Source organism: Micromonospora sp. DT178, assembly GCF_049841695.1.
Classification (GTDB): Bacteria; Actinomycetota; Actinomycetes; order Mycobacteriales; family Micromonosporaceae; genus Micromonospora.
Genome location: NZ_JBNCKV010000003.1, coordinates 452,116 through 470,354, shown reverse-complemented (window position 1 = coordinate 470,354; position 18,239 = coordinate 452,116). Strand labels below are relative to the sequence as shown.

General features: G+C 75.0%; 11 protein-coding genes. 7 read left to right on the top strand and 4 right to left on the bottom strand.

Annotated elements, in window-relative coordinates; genetic code table 11:
• Positions 1–85 precede the first annotated feature (85 nt).
• The 5 genes from ACLQ22_RS08740 (at position 86) to ACLQ22_RS08720 (ending at position 8,772) form a co-directional block, all read left to right on the top strand.
• Positions 86–2,746, top strand: a complete 2,661-nt coding sequence (locus ACLQ22_RS08740) for a putative bifunctional diguanylate cyclase/phosphodiesterase (RefSeq protein WP_425691769.1) — start codon at positions 86–88, stop codon at positions 2,744–2,746.
• Between the two features lie 178 nt (positions 2,747–2,924).
• Positions 2,925–3,230 carry an Asp-tRNA(Asn)/Glu-tRNA(Gln) amidotransferase subunit GatC gene (gatC, locus tag ACLQ22_RS08735; RefSeq protein WP_121396190.1) on the top strand — a complete coding sequence of 102 codons (306 nt, stop codon included), beginning with the start codon at positions 2,925–2,927 and terminating at the stop codon, positions 3,228–3,230.
• Positions 3,227–4,708 (top strand): Asp-tRNA(Asn)/Glu-tRNA(Gln) amidotransferase subunit GatA, encoded by a 1,482-nt coding sequence (gene gatA, locus ACLQ22_RS08730; protein ID WP_425691768.1) that lies wholly within the window; start codon positions 3,227–3,229, stop codon positions 4,706–4,708. The genes gatC and gatA overlap by 4 nt, the downstream gene beginning before the upstream one ends.
• A 13-nt stretch (positions 4,709–4,721) precedes the next feature.
• Complete coding sequence (gene gatB, locus ACLQ22_RS08725; protein WP_425691767.1) at positions 4,722–6,221, top strand: Asp-tRNA(Asn)/Glu-tRNA(Gln) amidotransferase subunit GatB; 1,500 nt, start codon at positions 4,722–4,724, stop codon at positions 6,219–6,221.
• Between the two features lie 193 nt (positions 6,222–6,414).
• On the top strand, positions 6,415–8,772 hold the full coding sequence (locus tag ACLQ22_RS08720) for a transketolase-like TK C-terminal-containing protein (protein WP_425691766.1): 2,358 nt from the start codon (positions 6,415–6,417) through the stop codon (positions 8,770–8,772).
• 762 nt (positions 8,773–9,534) lie between these two features.
• Here the strand turns inward: ACLQ22_RS08720 and ACLQ22_RS08715 are convergent.
• The 3 genes from ACLQ22_RS08715 to ACLQ22_RS08705 all read right to left on the bottom strand — a co-directional run bounded on the left by ACLQ22_RS08715 (position 9,535) and on the right by ACLQ22_RS08705 (position 14,224).
• Positions 9,535–11,109, bottom strand: coding sequence for a metallophosphoesterase (locus ACLQ22_RS08715; RefSeq protein ID WP_425691765.1), 1,575 nt, complete (start codon positions 11,107–11,109; stop codon positions 9,535–9,537).
• Between the two features lie 57 nt (positions 11,110–11,166).
• A complete protein-coding gene (locus ACLQ22_RS08710) occupies positions 11,167–12,342 on the bottom strand; it encodes a PQQ-dependent sugar dehydrogenase (RefSeq protein ID WP_425691764.1) in 1,176 nt (391 codons plus the stop codon).
• A 67-nt stretch (positions 12,343–12,409) separates the two neighbouring features.
• Positions 12,410–14,224, bottom strand: coding sequence for a SpoIIE family protein phosphatase (locus ACLQ22_RS08705; protein ID WP_425691763.1), 1,815 nt, complete (start codon positions 14,222–14,224; stop codon positions 12,410–12,412).
• A 191-nt stretch (positions 14,225–14,415) separates the two neighbouring features.
• Between ACLQ22_RS08705 and ACLQ22_RS08700 the strand changes: the two genes are divergently transcribed.
• Positions 14,416–15,342, top strand: coding sequence for a 2-hydroxyacid dehydrogenase (locus ACLQ22_RS08700; RefSeq protein WP_425691762.1), 927 nt, complete (start codon positions 14,416–14,418; stop codon positions 15,340–15,342).
• 21 nt (positions 15,343–15,363) lie between these two features.
• Here ACLQ22_RS08700 and ACLQ22_RS08695 read toward each other — a convergent pair whose 3' ends face one another.
• Positions 15,364–15,741: a PH domain-containing protein gene (locus ACLQ22_RS08695; protein ID WP_121396183.1), complete on the bottom strand. Its 378-nt coding sequence runs from the start codon at positions 15,739–15,741 to the stop codon at positions 15,364–15,366.
• Between the two features lie 204 nt (positions 15,742–15,945).
• Between ACLQ22_RS08695 and ACLQ22_RS08690 the strand changes: the two genes are divergently transcribed.
• Positions 15,946–18,222: an EAL domain-containing protein gene (locus tag ACLQ22_RS08690; RefSeq protein ID WP_425691761.1), complete on the top strand. Its 2,277-nt coding sequence runs from the start codon at positions 15,946–15,948 to the stop codon at positions 18,220–18,222.
• The last annotated feature ends 17 nt before the right edge of the window (positions 18,223–18,239 follow it).

Genomic DNA, 18,239 nt, shown 5'->3' with positions numbered 1-18,239 from the left:
CCGGGCATTACGACACGGAGGGCGTTTCATTGGTGGCACGGCGTGCGACCGGTCACGCCCGTGGACCGAGCGCTCGGGAGGTGTGATGGAGTCCGCGGACTCGCGAAACTCCGTTCCGCCTGGCCGGGCACGCCCGTTCTTCGCCTTCGTCTGGTCGGTGGTCGCGCTGGCGGCGGTGCTCTGCGTACGCCCGCTGCTCGACCTCCCGGCCGAGCTGCCGCGACTGCCGGTGGCGTTCTGGGTGATGGCGGCCCTGGCCGTCGGCTGCGACGCGCGCCCGTTCGTCCCGCCCGGCCGCCGGCAGACCTCCGCGGTCTTCCCGTCCACCTGCTTCACCTTCGCCATCCTGCTCGGCTGGGGGTTCGGCCCGGCGGTCCTGGTGCAGGCGGTGGCCGTCGTCGTCTCCGGCTGGCGGATGGGCCACGCCCCGTGGCGGACCGCCTTCAACGCCGCCCAGTACGCGGCAGCCCTGGGTGCCGCGTACGCGGTGACCTGGCTGGGGCCCGGGAGCATCTTCGACGACGGCCGGCTGCGCGGGACGGACGTGCTGGCGGTGGGCGGCGCGACGGTGGCCTGGTTCGCCGTCAACTACGCGCTGGTCAGCGTGGCCGTGCGGCTGCGCTTCGGCGACCGGTGGTGGCCCAGCCTGCGGCAGGGGCTGGGCTTCGAGCTGCTCTCCACCGGCTCGCTGCTGCTGCTCGCCCCGGTGCTGGTCGCGGCGGCGCGGGCCAGCGCGGCGCTGATCCCGCTGGTGCTGGTGCCGTTGTTCGCCGTCTACCGGATGGCCCGGCTCAGTGTCGAGCAGCAGCAGCTCGCCGCCCTGGACCCGCTCACCGGCCTGCCCAACCGCAAGGCGCTGCTGGCCGAGGTCGGCGAGCAGGTGCACGTGCACGCCGAACGGGCGGCCCGCGGCGAGCCGGGCGCCCGGCTCGCCCTGCTCCTGATCGACCTCGACCGGTTCAAGAACGTCAACGACGCGCTCGGGCACGCGGTGGGGGACCGGCTGCTGGTCGAGGTGAGCGCGCGGCTGACCGACGTGGTCGGTGAGGGCATGGTCGCCCGGCTGGGCGGGGACGAGTTCGCCATCGTGATGACCGGCCTGGCCGACGTCGACGAGGCCCGGGAACTCGCCGGCCGGGTGGTCCGGGCGTTGGCAGAGCCGGTGTCGCTGGACGGGCTGCCGCTCGACGTGGGCGGCTCGATCGGCATCGCGCTCTTCCCGGAGCACGGCGAGGACTTCGCGACCCTGATGCGCCACGCCGACGTGGCGATGTACGACGCCAAGCACCGCAACGACACCGTGGCGGTCTACGCGGCCGAGTCCGACCACAACTCCGCCGAGCGGCTCGGCCTGCTCGCCGACCTGCGCCGGGTGCTGGAGGCGGGCCGTCCCGCGACCGCCCCGCCCGCCGTGGACGGTGCCGGCGTCCCGCCCGGCGGGGACGTCGACCGTTCCCCGGGAGACGGCTCCCCAGGAGACGGTTCCCCGGGCGACGGTTCCCCGGGCGACGGGGCGGTGACCGTCCCGACGGGACGGACGCCGGGCGGCCGGCTGCCGGGTGACGGGCGGGCCGGCGGCGCGCGGGGCGGGGACGGGGCCGAACTCCCGGCCGACGTCGCCGGCCTCACCGCCGGCTCCGGCCGCTGGCGGCTGCGCCGCCGCCGGCAGCGGCCCGGTCCGCCGCCCGGCGACGAGCTGATCGACCGGATCGTGACCGCCGCGGACCCGATCCGCCGCCGGGCGTTGGCCGCGGGGGAGACCGGCCCCGACCGGGGCGACGGCCCCGGCCGCCGCAACGGCGCCGGGCGTCCCGGCGGGCAGGGCGGCGCGGTCGTACGCCGGCAGGGCCCGCCCGTCGACGACGGCGCGGGGGACCGCGGCGGCGACCGCGCCCCGACGGGCCGGCGGGTGGCCCGGCACGACGCGGCCGGCCGGCGGGACGCGGACACCGCCCCGGCCGTCGACGCGGGCGAGATCACCATGTACTACCAGCCGCAGATCGCCATCGCGACCGGCGAGGTGGTCGGGGTGGAGGCGCTGCTGCGCTGGCGGCACCCCCGACGGGGGATGGTGGACCCGGAGGAGCTGATCCGGGTCGCCGAGCAGAGCGCGGTGATGCGGCTGCTCACCCGTCGGGTGGTGGACGACGTGGTGGAACAGCTCGCCAAGTGGTCGGCCGCCGGGATGGGCCTGCCCGCGGCGCTCAACGTCAGCGTGCGGGACCTGCACACCGGGGAGATCGCCGACCAGATCGCCGACCGGCTCGCCCGCTACGGCGTACCGCCGCAGCGGCTGCAACTGGAGATCACCGAGGGCGCCCTGATGGCCGACCCGCGTCGGGTGCTGGCCACCATCACCCGGCTGCACCGGATCGGTGTGGGCATCTCGCTGGACGACTTCGGCACCGGCTACTCCTCCCTCCAGCACCTGCGGCGGCTGCCACTGTCCGAGGTGAAGGTGGACCGCTCCTTCGTGCTGGGCATGGCCGAGGACGCCGACGACGCGGCGATCGTCAGGTCGACGATCGAGCTGGCGAAGGCGCTCGGGCTGCGGGTGGTCGCCGAGGGCGTCGAGGACGAGCGCACCTGGCGCATGCTGCACGCGGCGGGCTGCGACGCGGCGCAGGGCTGGTTCTACGCCCGGCCGATGCCGGCCGAGGAGCTGGTCGGCTGGCTGGCCCGCTACCGGCCGGTCCGCCCGACGCCCAGCCCCGACGCGGAGATCCCCCGCCGGCACGCCCGCTGAGTCGCCGCCGCGCCCGGGTGCGACCGCCGGTGGAGGGCGCTCGCCGCGCCGGAGGGGGAGTCGGGGACGCGCCGCCGGGGCGGAACAATAGACTCGCTCCGGTCACCGCGCGTCACGCACGTCGGCCGCGCGGCCGACACCCGGTCCGACCCGCAGCACCGTCACGAAGGGGGCACCGATGGCCGCCATCTCCCGCGAGGAGGTCGCGCATCTGGCGCGACTGTCGCGGCTCGCCGTCACGGAGGAGGAGCTGGACACCTTCGCCGGCCAGCTCGACGTGATCCTCCAGGCGGTCGCGCAGGTCGGCGAGGTCACCGCGGCGGACATCCCGCCGACGTCGCACTCGGTGCCGCTGACCAACGTCCTGCGGGACGACGTGGTGGTGCCCGGGCTGACCCCGCAGGAGGCGCTGTCGGGTGCGCCCGACGCCGAGGAGCAGCGGTTCCGCGTACCGCGGATCCTGGACGAGGATGTGGCGTCATGACCCAGACCGACCTGACCAGACTGACCGCGACGGAGATCGCGGGGCTCGTCGCCACCGGTGAGACCTCCGCCGTCGAGGTGACCCGGGCGCACCTGGACCGGATCGCCGCCGTCGACGACCGGGTGAACGCGTTCCTGCACGTCGACTCGGAGGGCGCGCTCGCCGCCGCCGCCGAGGTCGACGCCCGCCGCGCCGCCGGCGAGGAGCTGGGCCCGCTGGCCGGCGTGCCGGTCGCCGTCAAGGACGTGCTGACCACCAAGGGCGTGCCGACCACCGTCGGGTCGAAGATCCTGGAGGGCTGGCGCCCGCCGTACGACTCGACGATCGTGCAGCGGCTGCGCGCCGCCGGCACGGTGATGCTCGGCAAGACCAACATGGACGAGTTCGCGATGGGCTCCTCCACGGAGTACTCGGCGTACGGGCCGACGCACAACCCGTGGGACCTGAGCCGCATCCCGGGCGGCTCGGGCGGCGGCAGCGCGGCGGCGCTGGCCGCGTACGAGGCGCCGCTGGCGATCGGCTCCGACACCGGCGGCTCGATCCGCCAGCCCGGCGCGGTCACCGGCACCGTCGGCGCGAAGCCCACCTACGGCGGCACGTCCCGCTACGGCCTGGTGGCGTTCTCCTCCTCCCTCGACACCCCCGGCCCCTGCGCCCGTAACGTGCTGGACGCGGCGCTGCTGCACGAGGTGATCGGCGGGCACGACCCGCGCGACTCCACCTCGATCCCGCAGCCGGTGCCCGACGTGGTGGCCGCCGCCAGGCTCGGCGCGACCGGCGACCTGACCGGCGTGAAGCTCGGCATCGTCAGCGAGTTCGTCGGCGAGGGCGCCGAGCCGGGCGTGATGGCGGCGTTCCGCGAGTCGGTCGACGCGCTGACCAAGCTGGGCGCCGAGATCGTCGAGGTGTCCTGCCCGCACTTCCGGTACGCGCTGCCGGCGTACTACCTGATCGCCCCGAGCGAGGCCTCCTCCAACCTGGCCCGGTTCGACGGCGTCCGGTTCGGCCTGCGGGTCGGCGACGACGGCAACCGGTCGCTGGAGGAGGTCATGTCGCTGACCCGGGAGGCCGGCTTCGGCGCCGAGGTCAAGCGCCGGATCATGATCGGCACGTACGCGCTCTCGTCGGGCTACTACGACGCCTACTACGGGCAGGCGCAGAAGGTCCGCACCCTGATCACCCGGGACTTCACCGCCGCCTTCGAGCAGGTCGACGCGCTGATCTCGCCGACCACCCCGTTCGTGGCGTTCCCGCTCGGGGCGCGCACCTCCGACCCGTACCAGATGTACCTGGCCGACCTGTTCACCATCCCGACGAACCTGTACGGCGGGCCGGGCATCTCGGTGCCGTGCGGGCTCTCCGACGGGCTGCCGGTCGGCTTCCAGATCATGGCCCCGACGATGGCCGACGACCGGATGTACCGGGTCGCCGCCGCGCTGGAGAGCGTCGTCGGCACCTTCACCCCACCGGCACTGTGAGGCAGGAGCTCAGATGACGACGACACTGCCCGCGTACGACGAGGTCGTCGCGCGCTACGAACCGGTGATCGGCCTGGAGACCCACGTCGAGCTGGGCACGAACACCAAGATGTTCTGCGGCTGCCCCACCGACTTCGGTGGCGAGCCGAACACCCGGGTCTGCCCGGTCTGCCTGGGCCTGCCCGGCTCGCTGCCGGTGGCGAACCGGGCCGCCATCGAGGCGACCATCCGGATCGGCCTGGCGCTGAACTGCTCGATCGCCGAGTGGTGCCGGTTCGCCCGGAAGAACTACTTCTACCCGGACATGCCGAAGGACTTCCAGATCAGCCAGTACGACGAGCCGCTGTGCTTCGAGGGCTACCTGGACGTCGAGGTGAACGGCGAGCTGGTACGCATCGGCATCGAGCGGGTGCACCTGGAGGAGGACACCGGCAAGACGCTGCACGTCGGCGGCGCCACCGGGCGCATCCACGGCGCCACCGAGTCGCTTGTCGACTACAACCGGGCCGGCATCCCGCTGGTGGAGATCGTCACCAAGCCGGTCCCCGGCACCGGCGCGCTGGCCCCCGAGGTGGCCCGCGCGTACGTCACCGAGCTGCGCGACGTGATCCGCTCGCTGGGCGTCTCCGACGTGCGGATGGAGGAGGGGTCGCTGCGCTGCGACGTGAACACCTCCCTCAACCTGCCCGGCGAGGAGTGGGGCACCCGGACGGAGACCAAGAACGTCAACTCGCTGCGGTCGGTCGAGCGGGCGGTCCGGTCGGAGATCATCCGGCAGGCGTCCGTACTCGACGCGGGCGGCCGGATCACCCAGGAGACCCGGCACTTCCACGAGGACACCGGCGACACCACGCCGGGCCGCTCCAAGGAGACCGCGACCGACTACCGGTACTTCCCGGAGCCCGACCTGGTGCCGCTGGCGCCGGACACCGCCTGGGTCGCCGAGCTGAAGGCCGCCCTGCCCGAGCTGCCCCGGCTGCACCGCCGGCGCCTTCAGGAGCAGTGGGGCCTCTCCGACGCGGACATGCAGTCGGTGCTCAACGCCGGTGCGGTCGAGCTGATCGAGCGGACCGTGGCCGCCGGCGCCTCCCCGGCCGCCGCCCGCAAGTGGTGGCTGGGCGAGCTGTCCCGGCGGGCCAACGAGACCGGCGTGGAGCTGGCCGACATCGGGGCCACCCCGGCGCAGGTCGCCGAGCTCCAGGCACTGGTCGACGCCGGCAAGCTCAACGACAAGCTGGCCCGCACCGTCCTGGAGGGCGTGGTGGCCGGCGAGGGCTCGCCGACCGAGATCATGACCAACCGGGGCCTGGAGGTCGTCTCCGACACGGGTGCGCTCACCGCCGCCGTGGACGAGGCGATCGCCGCCAACCCGGACATCGCCGACAAGATCCGCAGCGGCAAGGTCGCCGCGGCCGGAGCGCTGGTCGGCGCGGTCATGAAGACCACCCGCGGCCAGGCCGACGCCAAGACCGTCCGCGAGCTGATCCTGGAGCGCCTCGGCGCCCAGTCCTAACCCCCCCACCCCCCACCCTCCACCCACCCTCTCACCCACCCCGTCGATCATGAGGTTGACGGCAGTTTGAAGCGACGACTGCCGTCAACCTCATGATCAACACGGGCGGGTGGGGCCGGGTGGGCAGGTGGGCGGAGCGGCACCGCACACCCCCTCGGCAGGGCGTCAACGGCGACGCCCGGATGGAGCCACCGTGAACCAGCCCGACCTCGACGTCCTCGACGAGATCCAGCAGCGGGTGCTCTGGCTCGCGACCCGGATCGTGGACGCGGCCAACCACGACCGGGACACCGGCGACGGGGTGAAGGTGGGCGGGCACCAGGCCTCCAGCGCCTCGCTGGTCACCGCCATGACGGCGCTGTGGTTCGCGCACCTGGACGCCGAGGACCGGGTGGCGGTCAAGCCGCACGCCTCGCCGGTCTTCCACGCCATCCAGTACCTGCTGGGCAACCTCGACCGCTCCTACCTGACGAGGCTGCGCGCCCGGGGCGGGCTCCAGTCGTACCCGTCGCGGACCAAGGACCCGGACGAGGTCGACTTCTCCACCGGCTCGGTCGGGCTCGGCGCGGCGGCGCCGCTATTCGCCGCCGCGACCCGCCGCTACGTCGACGCGCACTTCGGCGCCCGACCGCGCTCCCGGTTCGTCGCGCTGATCGGCGACGCCGAGCTGGACGAGGGGAACATCTGGGAGGCCGTCGCCGACCCGGCCACCACCGGCCTGGGCAACGTGACGTGGCTGGTCGACTTCAACCGGCAGTCGCTGGACCGGGTGGTGCCCGGGGTGCGGATCAACCAGTGGCGGGGCCAGTTCGAGGCCGCCGGCTGGCACGTGGTCGAGGTCAAGTACGGCCGACGGCTCGCCGAGGCGTACGCCCGGCCGGGCGGCGAGGCGCTGCGCGACTGGATCGACGCGATGCCCAACGAGCAGTACCAGTCGCTGTTCGGGGTCACCGGCGAGGTGCTGCGCAAGCAGTTCCTCGACGGCGCGCCCGAGGGCATCGAGGCGTTCCTCGCCGACGTCGGCGACGACGAGCTGGGGCCGCTCGTGACCGACCTGGGCGGGCACGACATGGCGGCGATGCTCGACGCGTACGCCCAGTGCGACGCGGTCACCGACCGGCCCAGCGTGGTCTTCGCGTACACCGTCAAGGGGTGGGGTCTGCCGATCGCCGGCAATCCGCGCAACCACTCGGCGCTGCTCACCACCGAGCAGGTCGACGCGCTGCGCGCCGCGCACGGGCTGACGCGCGAGACCGAGTGGGACCGCCTGGACCCGGCGTCCCCGGCGGGCATCCGGGTCGGCGAGCGCCGGGAGGCGCTGTCCCGCGCGCCCCGCGAGCGGGCGCTGGGCGTCACCGTCCCGGACACGACGCGGGTACGCGCGAACAAGCCGATCTCGACGCAGGAGGTCTTCGGCCGGGTACTGGTCGAGCTGGCCCGCAACCCCGAGGTGGGCCGCTACCTGGTGACCACCGCGCCGGACGTGGCGACCTCCACCAACCTGGCCGGGTTCATCAACAAGACCGGCGTCTTCGCCCCGACGGAGCAGCGCTCCTGGACCGAGGACCGGATGCTGCGCTGGACGGAGAGCCCCGCCGGCCAGCACATCGAGCTGGGCATCTCAGAGATGAACCTGTTCCTGCTGCTCGGGCAGCTCGGCCTCGCCTGGGACCTGTCGGCGCAGCCGCTGCTGCCGGTCGGCACGGTCTACGACCCGTTCGTGCTGCGCGGCCTGGACGCGTTCCTCTACGGCACGTACTCCGGCTCCCGGTTCGTGGTCGCGGGCACCCCGTCGGGCATCACGCTCGCCCCGGAGGGCGGCGCCCACCAGTCGACCATCACCGCCTCGGTGGGTCTGGAGCTGCCCGGGGTGACGTTCCTCGAACCCGCGTACGCGGCCACCCTGGACTGGCTGCTCTGCGACGCGCTGGGCCAGATCGCCGGCGGGGCCGCCCCGGCGGCGACGGCCGCTCCCGCCGAGGACGGCGCGTACTACTTCCGGCTCAGCACCCGCCCTATCGACCAGGCGCCCTTCGAGGCGGCCCGGGCCCGGCTGGGAGACGCGGTGCTGCGCCGGCAGGCGGTCGCCGGGGCGTACCGGCTGGTGGACGCCCACGAGGCGTACCCGCACCTGGCCGACGCCCCGGTGGTGCAGCTCGCCGCCTCCGGCGCGGTGCTGCCCGAGGTGCTCGCGGCGGCGGCGGAACTGGCCGAGGAGGGCATCGCCGCGCACGTCGTCGACGTCACCTCGCTGGACCGGCTCTACCGGGCCTGGCAGCGCACCCTGCGCCAGGGCGTACGCACGGCCACCGTGCCGAGCGTGCCGGGCGCGTTGCGCTCGGCGTTCGCCGACCGGGTGCCGGTGGTGACGGTGCACGACGCCGCCTCGCACGCCATGGCCTGGCTCGGCTCGGCGCTCGCCGCCCCGGCGGTGCCGCTGGGCGTGGACGAGTTCGGCCAGTCCGGCAGCGTCCACGAGCTGTACGACCTGCACGACCTGCTGCCCGGCAGCATCGTCAATGCCGCCCTCGCGGCCCTGTCCCTGCGCTGACTGCGAGCCGGCGGGGGCGGTTCACTGGTGGCGGGCTGAGGGCTGGCAGCGGTGGGTGGGTTGGCTGCGGTGCTTGGCCCACCAGGGGCCTGGTGCGAAGGCCGTCCGATGCGTCGGGGCGGTCGGCGGCGGCTGCGGTGGCCGGCTGCGGCCGGCTGCGGCGAGCGTGCCGGTGTGGGCACAGGAGCGCGGCCGGGACCCTGGACGCCCCGCGGTGCAGCCGCGACACGATCGCGAATCGCCGAGCGAACGTCCGGAGCTTCACGGTCACCGGCGCGTGGCCAGCCGACGATCGCCGTCGAGATAACCGAAAGTGATTGCCGCACCGCGTGACGGAGTGTGATGGTGGGTGAAGGGCGTGGCGGCACCCGCTTCCACCCTTTGCTCTGCAGCCACGGACGCACCATCCCGATGACCAGCTAAAACGCAAAACGTGTTCGTGGAGGGTTGGCGGTAGGTCGCTACGTGGAGTTACTGGTGCGTCCATGGCTGCAGAGCAAAGCGTCCGAGGGCGTGGTCGGCCGCGAGCGAGTACCGCTACTTTCCGTGACAGTCGCGGGGTGAGTGGCTGGGCGCAGCGCGGTGACGGCCAGGACAACCGCTCGACACATGAGGATCAAGGGCCAGAGCGTCAGGACAGGGCAGTCAGCGGCGAAACGGTCATGGGCGAAACGGTCATGGGCGGGACGGTCATGGGCGGGGCAGTCAGCGGCGGGACGGTCAGGCCGGGGCAGAGGCCGGAGGCCGGGTCAGCGGGTCGGGTCAGCGGGTCGGGGTGGGGGTGACCGGGACGGGAGCACCGGCCTTCGGGTCCTCCACGACGTGCCGCTCCAGGTTCACCTGCGCCTGCCCCGTGCCGCCGACGGTGATGTCGTCGTATGCCTGGAGCAGCTTGTCCTTGTCGAAGTAGAGCACCGTCATCGACAGCGGGGTGGGCTTCTCGCCCTCCAGGCCGCGCAGCCCAGCACCGCCCGTGGACCCCTGCACCATCAGCTGGGTGGGGCCCTTCCCGGGCACCTCGGGCAGCTTCGAGACCTGCCGGTCGTGGGTGTGCCCGGCGAGCACCAGCGGGCACGTGCCCGACAGCGGGCCGGCGGAGGCCGGGTCGTGCACCAGCGCGATGTCCACCGGGCGCGGCGAGCTGCGTACCGTGGCCGCGAGCTGGTCGCCGACGCCGATGAGCTGGTCCGCGGTCTGCTGGGTGAGCCCGCTGCCCGCGGGCGAGGTGTTCTTGTCGGGAGTGAAGCGCGGGTCGCCGATACCGGCGATGGTCAGCCCCGCGACCGTGGTGGTCGTGTTGCTCAGCACGATCGCGTTCGGCTGGCGGGCCACGGCCGCCGCGGTCCGCCCCGAGTCGTGATTGCCCCGGATGTAGACGTACGGCTTCCTGAGCAGGCCGATCGAGCCGACGTACGAGGCCTCCGGCTCGGAGCCCCAGTCGGTGATGTCCCCGGTGTCGATCACCACGTCGATGCCGAACTGCTCGACGACGGTGCGGATGAGCTGCCAGCCCGTCGGGTTGAGGTGCATGTCGGAGACGTGCAGTACGCGGGTCGTGCCGGGGGCGGGCTCGTAGACCGGCAGCGACGACACGGTGGTGTAGAGCTGGCTGACGTTGCCGACGATGCGCTGGAGCTGCTCGGCGTACCGGGTGTAGTCGTTGGCGATCCGCCGGGCGTCACCGACGATCGCGGGGGCGTTGACCAGCAGCCCCTCGTAGCGCGGCTCCTCGATCGACTCCGGCCGGATGGTGGCCGCGGCGGCGCCCAGGCTGCCGGCGGTGATCACCAGCGCCAGCCCGCCCGCCCAGGCCGCCCGGCGGGTGTCGCGGAAGAGCAACAGCGCCAGCAACAGGGTGACCAGCACCGCCGAGGCGAGCGTCCGCAGGCCGAGGCGCAGCACACCCTCGCGGACGTCGTCGACGGCCGACTGGCTGGCCCGGTTGATGCTCGCCGGATCGTCGAGCAGCGCCTCGGTGCGGCTCTGGTCCAGCGCGCCCAGTTCCACCGTCAGGTGGGTCGGCCCGTCGTGGCTGTCGAGCAGCAGCGCACCCAGCGGCGGGATGTCGACGGTGGTGCCGCCGCCCATCGCCGGCGCGACCGTGAGGTCGGCCTGGAACGGGCCGATGTCGGTGCTGACCCGCCCGCCGGCGAGCACGCCGATCACCACGCCGACCAGGGCGACGACGAGGACCGCCAGGGTCACCCCGGTCGCGCGGAGGGCGCGCCGACCGGTCCGGTCGGCACCACCCCGCCGCAGTGCCGGGCGTGGGGCAGGACCGGTCGCCGGGGCGTCCTCGTCCCGGTTCGGTTGCTGTTCGTTCTCCTGGCCGTCCATGGTGAGATTCTGACCTGCCCACTGAAGGATCTTGGGAAACCCGGACGAGCCGGTGCGTCAGCTCCGGCCGGCCCCGCCGCCCGCGAAGACCAGCCGCAGCAGCCGGTCGTCCTCGGGTTGCGGCTGGCCCCGCCCGTCGTGGTTGGAGGTGCTGACCCAGATCGAGCCGTCGGGAGCGGCGGCCACGGCCCGCAGCCGCCCGAAGCGGTCGGTCAGCAGCTCGCGCGGCTGGCCGAGCACGGTGCCGGTGTCGGTCAGCTCGACCAGCCAGAGTCGCTTGCCGCGCAGGCACGCGGTGACGAGCAGCCGGTCCACGGCGGTCAGGCCGGAGCAGGACGCGTCCGACGTCGGCCACTGGGCGATCGGGTTGACGAAGCGCTTGTCGTCGTCGCGCCCCTCGACCGTCGGCCAACCGTAGTTGCGGCCCTTGGTCACCTGGTTGATCTCGTCCCAGGTGTTCTGGCCGAACTCCACGGCGTACATCCGCTTGCCGGCGTCCCAGGCGATGCCCTGGACGTTGCGGTGGCCCAGCGACCACACGGGGGAATTCGGGAACGGGTTGCCGGGCGCCGGCTTGCCGTCCCTGGTGATCCGCAGGATCTTGCCGCCGAGTCGCTTGACGTCCTGCGCCTGCGGCCGGTCGCCGGCGTCGCCGGTGCTCGCGTAGAGCAGGCCGTCCGGGCCGAAGGCCAGGCCGCCACCGTTGTGGATGCCGGCCTTGGGGATGCCGGTGAGGATCGGGGTGGGCGTGCCGCCCAGCTCCAGCCGGACGATCCGGTTGTCCCGCTCGGTGGTGTAGTAGACGAAGACCGTCTTGTCGCGCTGGTAGTCGGGCGAGACGGCGATGCCCATCAGCCCGCCCTCGCCGGAGGCCGCCACGTCTGAGATGGTCTGCACGGGGGTGACCTTCAGCCCGTCGGGCCCCGACTCGGGGCCGACCCGCAGGATCCGGCCGCTGTCCCGCTCGGTGACCAGCGCCGCGCCGTCGGGCAGGAAGGCGATCGCCCACGGCACCCGCAGGCCCTTGGCCAGCACGGTGGTGACGACCTCCTGGCCTGCGCCGCCAGGGCTCGCCGTCGCCGACGGCGTCGGGAAGGTGGGCGGCTCACCGGCGGGGTCGGGCTCCGGCTCGCCGAGGCTGCAACCGGCGGTTGCCAGCAGCAGCGCCGCGCACGAGGCCGCCAGGGCCGCCCGGAGACGGTGGGTGCGGGGGTACGGGGGACGGGCGCTCACCCGGCCCAGGGTAGTCCGCCGAGGCGTCTAACCGGGGTCGACGGATCGGACCGGCTCCGTGCGGCGGTCAGATCGCCCGGACCGCGAGCAGCGCGACGTCGTCCTCCCGGCGGGGCGCGGCGGTCAGCAGCAGGTCGCAGAGCTCGCCCAGGGGCAGCCGGTCCGTGCCGCCCAGCCGGGCGACCAGCTCGGTCATCCCCTCGTCGATGGACCGGTCCCGCCGCTCGATGAGGCCGTCGGTGTAGAGCAGCAGGGTGTCGCCGGTGGCCAGGTGGGCGTGCCGGCTGGTCCGCCGCACCTGACGGTTCAGCCCGAGCAGCGGCTCCGGCGTCCCGGCGAGCACCTCCACCCTGCCCCCGGCCCGGACCACGAGCGGCGCGGGGTGGCCCGCGTTGCACCAGGTGACCCGCTGGCCGCCGACGTCGTCGGCGTGCAGCCGTACGAGGGTCGCGGTGGCCGCGGCGGGGATGTGCAGTCCGCGGATCGTCTCGTCGAGTCGGCTCATCAGCTCGCCGACCGCGTCGGGCCGGCCGTACGCGTTGCCCCGCACGAGGTTGCGCAGCTGTCCCATGGTCGCGGCGGCCTCGATGTCGTGCCCGGCCACGTCGCCGATCGCCGCGATCAGCTCCCCGCCGGGCTGACGGAAGGCGTCGTACCAGTCGCCGCCGACCTCGACCCGGTCCGCCGCCGGCTGGTAGCGAGCGGCCAGTTCGAGGTCGTCGGTGACGGGCAGCCGCGGCAGCATGCTGTGTTGCAGGACGTGCGCGACGTGCCGCTGTTCGCCGTACATCCGGCTGTTGCCGATCGCCTGTCCGGCCCGGCGGCCGACGTCCTCGGCGATGAGCAGGTCGCTGTCGTCGAAGTGCCGCCGTTGCGGCCCGTTGATCAGGGTGATGCAGCCGAGCACCCGCCCGGCGTCGGTGATCGGCACGCTGAGGTGCGAGGAGAAGCCGAGGCGGGCGGCGATCTCCGGCATCTCCGGCCCGATCGTGCCCCGACGCACGTCGGCGAGGGTGGCCGCGCCGCCCAGCACGGGCCGCCCGGTACGCAGCACCGCCCGGGTGATCGAGTCGGGGCTCAGCCCCGTGCGCATCAGCTCGGCGAAGCGGGCGACGTCGGGGGCGCGGGCCGGGTCGCGGTGCGCGGCGGTCACGTCGCGCGGCGCCCCGTCGGGCCCGACCAGGGTCACCAGCGACCAGTCGGCCAGCAGCGGCACCATCGTGTCGCGCAGGTGGCGCAGCGCGGTGGCCACGTCGAGCGTCCCGGCCAGGGTCCCCGCCAGCCCGGCCAGCAGCTCCAGCCGCCCGTTGGCATCCTCGGCGCGCCGCCGGGCCTGCTCGGCGCCCTCCAGGGCGATCCGCAGCCGCAGCTCGGAGGAGCACGCGGCGGCCAGGTCGGCGAGCGTCCGCAACTGCTCGGCGGTCCAGTCGCGCGGCTTGTCGTCGATCGCGCAGAGCGACCCGAGGACGCGTCCCTCCAGATCGGTCAGCGGCATCCCGGCGTACGCGACCACGCCCAGCTCGGGCACGGCGAGGTTGTCCCGCAGGGCGGGATGGAGCCGGGCGTCCGGCAGCACCATCGGGGTGCCGAGGTCGACGACGTGCTGGCAGAACGAGTGGCTCAGCGGGGTCTGCCGCCGGGCGGCCCACGGCCGGGCCAGGCCCACCTCGCCGGGGAAGAACTGGCGTTCGGCGTCGACCAGGGAGACCAGCGCGACCGGCACGTCGAGCAGGTCCCCGACCAGCCGGGCGAACCGGTCGAACGCCTCGTCGGGGGCGGCGGTCAGCCGCGTCTCGGCGAGGGAACGCAGCCGGTCGGGATCGCGGAGCGCCGCGATCGGGTCGGCCCGCTCCGGGGCGTCGTCGCGGGAGCCGTCGGTCATTGACCCACCTGTCCGTGCCGGATGGAGGCCGACCGGCACTCCGGTCCTCCCTTATACCCCCTCCGGACCAGAATCGACGCGGTCGCCGGACCGTCGCCTTGATCACCTCACCCGAGCCGGGCGGGCCCGTCCGGGTGCCGGGGGCCGCCCCGCCCGACGGGCACCCCCGCCGGGGGCTATCGTCGGCGGGCGTGAAGGTATGGATCCCGCATCAGGCCGGCCGGACACTTCTCGGTGAGGTGCCGCCGGAGGTCACGGTCGAGGTGGCCGAGGACGTCTCCCGGCTCCCCTCGGCCACCGCCGGCGTCCGGTTCTGGGTGCCGCCCTTCCTGGCCGGCGGGGACGCCACCGCGCTGCTGCGCGAGCTGCCCGACCTGGCCGTGGTGCAGCTCCTCTCCGCCGGGGCGGACACGTGGGCCGGCAGGGTCCCGCAGGGCGTGACGCTCTGCGACGCCAGGGGGGTGCACGACCCGTCCACCGCCGAGTGGGTGGTCGCGGCGATCCTGTCCCAGCTGCGCGGCTTCCCGGCCCTCGCCCGCGCGCAGGCCCGGCGCGACTGGGCGTACGACGAGGTGGCCCCCACCGACGAGCTGACCGGCAAGCGGGTGCTGATCGTCGGGGCGGGCTCCATCGGCACGGCGGTGCGGGACCGGCTCGCGCCGTTCGAGGTGAGCTTCACGCTGGTGGCCCGGACCGCCCGCCCGGAGCAGGGCGTGCACGGCGTCGAGGAGCTGCCGGGGCTGCTTCCCGAGGCCGACGTGGTGGTGCTGCTGGTGCCGCTGACCGAGCACACCCGGGGGCTGGTCGACGAGAGGTTCCTCGCCGCGATGCGGGACGGCGCGCTGCTGGTCAACGCCGCCCGTGGGCCGGTGGCCCGGACTCAGGCGCTGGTCGCCGAGCTGCGTACCGGCCGGATCTCGGCCGCGCTGGACGTCACCGATCCCGAGCCGCTGCCCGCCGACCACGAGCTGTGGACGATGCCGAACGTGCTGCTCACCCCGCACGTCGCCGGATCGGTGCGCGGCCTGCTGCCGCGCGCGTACCGGCTGGTCGGCGACCAGGTCCGCCGGTTCGCCGCCGGCGAGCCGCTGATCAACACGGTGGTGGACGGCTACTGACCGGTGCCGGCGCGGCGGTGCTCAGCCGGCCGCGCCGGGCAGGGTCTGGCCGGTGGCCGAGACCAGCCGGGGCAGGTCGGTGCCGCGTACGGCCGGCAGCGTGACGCGCTGGCCGTCGTCGAGCCGGGCGACCGCCCGACCGCGCGGGTCGGCGGCCAGCTCGACGACCCGGTCCCAGCTGATCCGGCGCTGCCCGACCAGCGCCCGCAGGCGCAGCTCGCGGGCGTCCGCGTCGGTGCCGGCCCGCCACGCCCACACCGTGACGGCGAGCGGGACGAGCAGCACCGGCAGCAGGTACCACCGGGCGCCGGCCACCGGCAGGGCGCCGAAGAAGGCGACGATCGCGGCGGCCAGGATGGCCTGGTTGTGCCGGAAGTGGACGGTGTCGGAGCTGCTCACACCCCGATGATCCCACCCCCGCCGGCCCCGGTACGCGCCGGGCGGCACCGGGGCGGACCGCGAGCGTCAGTGACGGGGATCACGGTGGACCCGGCGTCACCGCCCTCGTGTCCGTTCGTTAGCGACTGGTGGGCAGCGGACCGACCCCGGGTCCGGCGCCCCGCACCGTCGCACCGCCCGTGCCCCCTCACGAAGGCGACCGCCGTGCCCCTCGCGTACCCGCAACGCGCGTCCATCCCCCGCCCCGCACTGCCGGACACCCTCGTCCTCGCCGCCGTCGCGCTGCTCCTGCTCGCCGGCGCGGCCGGTCGGGTGCCCGCCCTGGCCGTCGTGGCGCTGGCCGGCGCGGCCAGTTGCGCCCTGGCGGGCGCGCGGCTCTCCCGGCTCACCGCCGCCCCGCCGCCGGCCCCCATCCCCGCCCAGGTCCCGACCCGGTCCCGCGCCGCCCGCCGGCGCGCGGCGCCGCCCCGCCGCGTCGCCGTGCTGCTCGACGCCGCGGTGGTGACGGCGGGGCTCACCGCCGCCGTGCTCCCGCTCGCCGAACCGGGCCAACGGTCCGCCGTCGTGGTGTCGGGGCTGGCCGCCTCCGCCGCGTTGTTCGTCGCGGGTCTGCCTCGGGCGGCGCGGCGGCCCCGCCCGTCCGCCCGGGTCCGGCTGCGCGGGGCCGTCGACGCGACCGCCGCCGGCCTGGGGCTGGTCCTCGCCGGCTGGCTGCTGCTGCCCCGTGACCCGCTCGACCCGCCGGTGCGGTTCGCCGTGGCCGTGGCCCTGGCCGGGCTCGCGCTCGCCGTGCTCCTGGTGCTGACCGGGCCGCACCGGCGTACCGGCGCGGCCCGCTGCCGGGGCGGGGCGGCGCTCACCCTGTCCGGGTTGATGGTGCTGGCCGCGGTGCAGACGGGCACGGCACCGGAGCGGGCGGCGCTGGTGGCCGTACCCCCGCTGGTGGGTGGGGTGCTGCTGACGGCGGCGGGGGCGCGGCGGGCGACCCGCCCGGAGCCGGACCCGCCCGCCCCGCCGACCAGGGTGTGGCCCCGGGCGGTGGTCCCGGCCGTCGCGGCCGTGGCGGCCGTCGGGTGGCAGCTCCGCGACGGCGGCCCGCCCGACCTCACGGCGGTCCTGCTCGCCCTCGCGCTGGCCCCGCCGCTGGTGCTCCGCGACCTGCTCCGGGCGGACGACCCGGCGCGGTCGACCGGCCCCGACGGCCCGCCGGTCCGGCACCGCCCGCCGGACCCGGACCGCTCCGGCGCGCCCGTGGACCGACCCGCGCTGCTGCGGGCCCTCGCCACCCTCCGCGACGCGCCGGGCCCCGCCGGCGCGCTGCTCGTCGTCGACCTCGACGGAACCGGCCCCGCCTCCGATGCACACCAGGGCCGCGAGGCCGTGCTGGCCGAGGCCGTCCGCCGGGCCCGCGCGGTCGTCGGCCCCCGCGACCTGCTCGCCGACGTCACCGCCACCGGCTTCGCCGTGGTCACCGAGGTCGGGCCGGTGCTGGCGTACGCGCTGGGCACCCGGCTGCTCGCGGCGCTCACCGAGCCCTACGAGGTGGCCGGTGCGGTGCTGCGGCTGCGGGCCGGCATCGGGCTGGCCGAGATCGGCAACGGCGGCCCGGAGGACGTGCTGCGCCAGGCGGACCTGGCCCGGCGACGGGCCGTGCAGCTCGGCCGGGACCGGGTCGAGTGGTACGACGCCTACCTGGAGGAGCAGCTCGTCCGCCGGCTCGACCTGGAACGGGAGCTGCCCGGGGCGGTCGCCCGGGGCGAGCTGGACCTCGTCTACCAGCCGGTGCTCGACCTGACCGACCGGCAGCCGGTGGGCACGGAGGCGCTGCTGCGCTGGCGCAGCCCGGTGCTCGGCACGGTGCTTCCCGCCGAGTTCCTGCCGGTGGCCGAGGACCTCGACATCGTGGGCGAGCTGGGCTGCTGGGTGCTGGACCGGGCCTGCCGGCAGCTCGCCGCCTGGTCGGCGGGCAGCCGGCAGCTCTGGATGGCGGTCAACGTGACCGTCCGGGAGCTGGCCTCGCCCGACTTCGTGCCGCGCACGGCGGCCGTGCTCGACGCGTACGGGTTGTCGCCGGACCGGCTGGTGGTCGAGGTGGCGGAGCCCCGGGTGGGCGCCGAGCTGCCGACCGTGGTGGCCCGGCTGGCTGGGCTGCGTTCGCTGGGCGTGCGCACCGCGCTGGACGACTTCCGGGCCGAGCACGCCTCGCTGGCGCAGCTGCGTCGGTTGCCGATCGACCTGCTCAAGGTCGGCCCGCAGCTGGTGGACCCGGCGGACCCGCAGCGCCCGCTGATCGACGTGGTGGTGAACGTGGGGGACCGCCTGGGTCTGGACATCGTGGCCGAGGAGCTGGAGTCGGCCAACCTGGTCGAGGGCGCGCGGCGGGCCGGCTGCCGGTACGGGCAGGGCTTCGCGCTGGCCCGCCCGGCCACCGCAGAGCGGGTCGAGGCGTACTTCGAGGAGTTCCCCTCGGCCTCGCGCTGACCGGGCGGCCCGCGGAC